The sequence below is a fragment of the Limnohabitans sp. genome (assembly GCF_044361985.1).
Taxonomy (GTDB): domain Bacteria; phylum Pseudomonadota; class Gammaproteobacteria; order Burkholderiales; family Burkholderiaceae_C; genus Limnohabitans_A.
The window spans coordinates 1-2,838 of sequence record NZ_JBIKHV010000185.1; the positions used below are offsets into that span (position 1 = coordinate 1).

The 2,838-nt window shown below is 61.3% G+C and carries 3 protein-coding genes; 2 read left to right on the forward strand and 1 reads right to left on the reverse strand.

From position 1 onward, the window contains the following. Positions 1-1,183 (forward strand): DUF4382 domain-containing protein (locus tag ACIQ3A_RS14835; protein WP_396432494.1); only part of this gene is annotated, 1,183 nt, incomplete at its 5' end. Positions 1,184-1,208: 25 nt separating this feature from the next. Here the strand turns inward: ACIQ3A_RS14835 and ACIQ3A_RS14840 are convergent. Then, a complete protein-coding gene (locus ACIQ3A_RS14840; RefSeq protein ID WP_396432495.1) occupies positions 1,209-2,186 on the reverse strand; it encodes an NAD(P)-dependent oxidoreductase in 978 nt (325 codons plus the stop codon). A 55-nt stretch (positions 2,187-2,241) separates the two neighbouring features. Between ACIQ3A_RS14840 and ACIQ3A_RS14845 the strand changes: the two genes are divergently transcribed. After that, positions 2,242-2,838: Bug family tripartite tricarboxylate transporter substrate binding protein (locus tag ACIQ3A_RS14845; protein ID WP_396432496.1), on the forward strand; the 597-nt coding region annotated here is incomplete at its 3' end.

The window sequence follows — 2,838 nt, forward strand, 5'->3', positions numbered from 1 at the left end:
GACAGGAATGGGGCTTGTGGCCTCAGGCCTGCTGGCTTGCGGCGGCAGCGGTGGCGGTACAGCATCCACCGGCACACTCCGGCTTGCACTGACTGACGCACCGGCTTGTGGCTATGAGCATGTATATGTGACCGTGAACCAAATTCGGGTACACCAAAGTGCCAGCGCCGAAGACAGCGAGCCGGGCTGGAGCGAACTGCGCATTCCCAGCCAGCGCGTTGATCTGCTGTCATTGACCAATGGGGTGCTGAAAGAGTTGGGCTCTTTGCCATTGCCCGCAGGCACCTACCAGCAGGTTCGCCTGGTGCTGGCAGACAACCCGGGCAACCCGTCGCCTGCCAATCCTCTGGCCAATGCGCTCGTGCTGACCGGCACCACCAACGAGCTGGCACTGAGCACACCCAGCGCCCAGCAAAGCGGCTACAAACTGCAGGCGCGTTTTGATGTGCAAAGCGGCCAGGTTGCCGACATGGTGCTGGATTTTGATGCCTGCCGCTCCATCGTCAAGGCGGGTGCCTCCGGTCGCTACAACCTCAAACCCGTGGTGTCCGTCATCAAGCGGCTGACCACGGCCATCGAGGGCTATGTCGATCCCGCCATTGCCGCGAGTGTGTTGGTCTCGACGCGTGACCCCGACAACCAATTGCGCTCGACGGTGCCCAACCCGACTACAGGCAAATTCATGCTGGCATATTTGCCTGAAAGCACCAACTACACGGTGGTGGTTGCCGGCCAAAACCTGACCACGGCCGCGGTCACGAACGTACCGGTTTCCTTGGCCATGGGCGTCACATCACTGAATACGGCGCTGAGTCCGATCCTGCCTGACGCTTCAGCTATGGCCACGGTATCGGGTGTGGTCAGCAACAGCACCAGCGGCTTGTTGGCAGATGCGCGTGTGTCAGCGCGTCAGACCCTGAGCACAGGGCAGGTGCTGGATGTCGCATCCACCGGGGTGGACAGTGTGACCGCAGACTACAGCCTGACCTTGCCACTGGCGGCAGCCGTCAAGGCCGCATACGCATCAGGCGCGGCCCTGACGTTCACCACCGACAGCATGGTGCCTGGGCGTTACAACCTGACTGGCACGGCGACCGGCTACAGCACGCAGAGCACAACGCCGCAGTTGGATTTGGGGGCGGCTGGCAGCACCACGGTGAAAAATTTGGTGTTGACGCCCTGACTGGCTTGGCTTGCGAGTTTGAGGCTCAAGCCCCCCGCCGCTTGACCAACAACCCGATCAGCTCGGGCACCAAGGCGTTTGGGTCGCCTTCTTGGCAAGCGGCCTCCAAGGTGTTTTTCACCGCCTGCGCCACGGTGTGGTCGGCCTGGGTGTCGATGGCCATCTGGTTGTAATAGCTCAGGTCTTTCAGGGCATTGCTCATGGAAAAGCGCAGGCCCGAGGTGTCGCCGGTAGCCAGTGTGGGCTTGAGGCGCTCGAGCGCTGCGCCCCAGCCGCCCCCCATGGCCAGCACATCCACAAAGGTCTGCGCGTTTACGCCCGACAACTGCGCGCAGGCCGCCGCTTCGGCCAGCAAAGTCACGGTGCCCAGCGACACATAGTTGTGCAAGAGTTTCATGCGGTGACCCGAGCCGATGGGGCCGGTGTGCACGATGTTTTCTGCAAAGCACGCCAGGATCGGTTTGCAGGCTTCAAACAAGTCCGCGTCGCCACCCACCAGCAAGTTCAGCCGACCTTCGGCCGCCTCTTTGGGGGTGCGGGTCATGGGAGAGTCCAAAAACTGGCCCCCCCGGGCGATCACCATCGCGGCCACTTTTTCGGTCGATGCGGGCACGGCCGTGGAGCAATCGATGACGATGGTGCCAGGGCGCATGCCCTGCAAAACCCCATCCTCCCCCATGAGCACGGCCTCGACTTGCGGCGTGCCGGTGACGCACAAAATGATCACCTCGGATTGCTGCGCCAATGCTTGCGCGGTTTGGCAGGTGCGCGCACCGGCTGCCAGCAGCTCTGTCAGGGGTTGGTTGCCGGGGTGCTCCAGGACCGTGAGGCTTTGCCCGTGCTTGAGCAAATTGCGCGCGATGCCGTGGCCCATCATGCCGATGCCGATCATGCCGATTGTTTTCATGGGTGCTTTCAAAAATGGGAGTGTCGCTGAGTCAAATATAACCACTGCGAGCCGACGCGGTGAACCCGCCTGAAGTGTCGTGTCGGTTGCGCACATGCGGTGACTCGCTACGATGACATACTTTCACATTTAAATAATCAGGAAACATACCGTGGACCTCCAACATTTCAAGCGTCGGGATTTGTTGTCTGCAGCTGCCGCGTCTGCGGCCGGATTGTGGTTGCCAAATTCTCAGGCCCAGTCGGCTTGGCCTGCCAAGCCTTTGCGACTGGTGGTGCCGTTCGCCACTGGCGGCAGCTCCGAGATCGTCGCCCGTGCCATTGCAGGTGAACTGGCCAAAACCATCGGGCAAAGTGTCTTTGTCGACAACAAGCCCGGCGCCGCAGGCAATATCGCCATGCAGGAAGTGGCCAACAGCACGGACGAGCACACCCTGATCCTGGGACACATCGGCACCCTGGCTGTCAACCCCTACATCTTCGCCAAGCTGCCCTACGACGCCAACCGCGACTTTGCACCGATCACCCTGGTGGCCAAGGTGCCCAGCTTGTACGTTGTGCACCCCGACTTGCCGGTGAAGAACCTTCAAGAGTTTGTGGCCTACGCCAAGTCAAAACCCGGCCAACTCAATTACGGCTCAGCAGGCAATGGCAGTGCCGGGCATTTGGCCTTTGAGTACCTCAAGATGGCCAGCGAGACATTTGTGGTGCATGTGCCGTACCGGGGGACGGGCCCCATGCTGACCGAC